1 pseudogene is annotated in these 267 nt (G+C 70.4%); it reads left to right on the forward strand.

The annotated features are described in order from the left end of the window. Positions 1 to 267, forward strand: a pseudogene (locus QCD75_RS22060) (glucose-6-phosphate dehydrogenase); the annotation flags it as partial.

Raw genomic sequence — 267 nt, forward strand, 5'->3', positions numbered from 1 at the left:
CCGAGGACCTGTCCACCCACTCGGCCCGCGGGCAGTTCACCGGCGGCTGGCAGGGTGGCGAAAAGGTGGTGGGATACCTGGAAGAGGAAGGTATCCCGACCGACTCCAAGACCGAGACGTTCGCCGCGATCCGGGTGGACATCCACACCCGGCGCTGGGCCGGGGTGCCGTTCTACCTGCGCGCCGGCAAGCGGCTGGGCCGCCGGGTCACGGAGATCGCCGTGGTGCTCAAGCGCGCCCCCAACCTGCTCTTCACGGACCACGGCG

The organism is Arthrobacter sp. PsM3 (genome assembly GCF_030433895.1).
GTDB lineage: Bacteria > Actinomycetota > Actinomycetes > Actinomycetales > Micrococcaceae > Arthrobacter.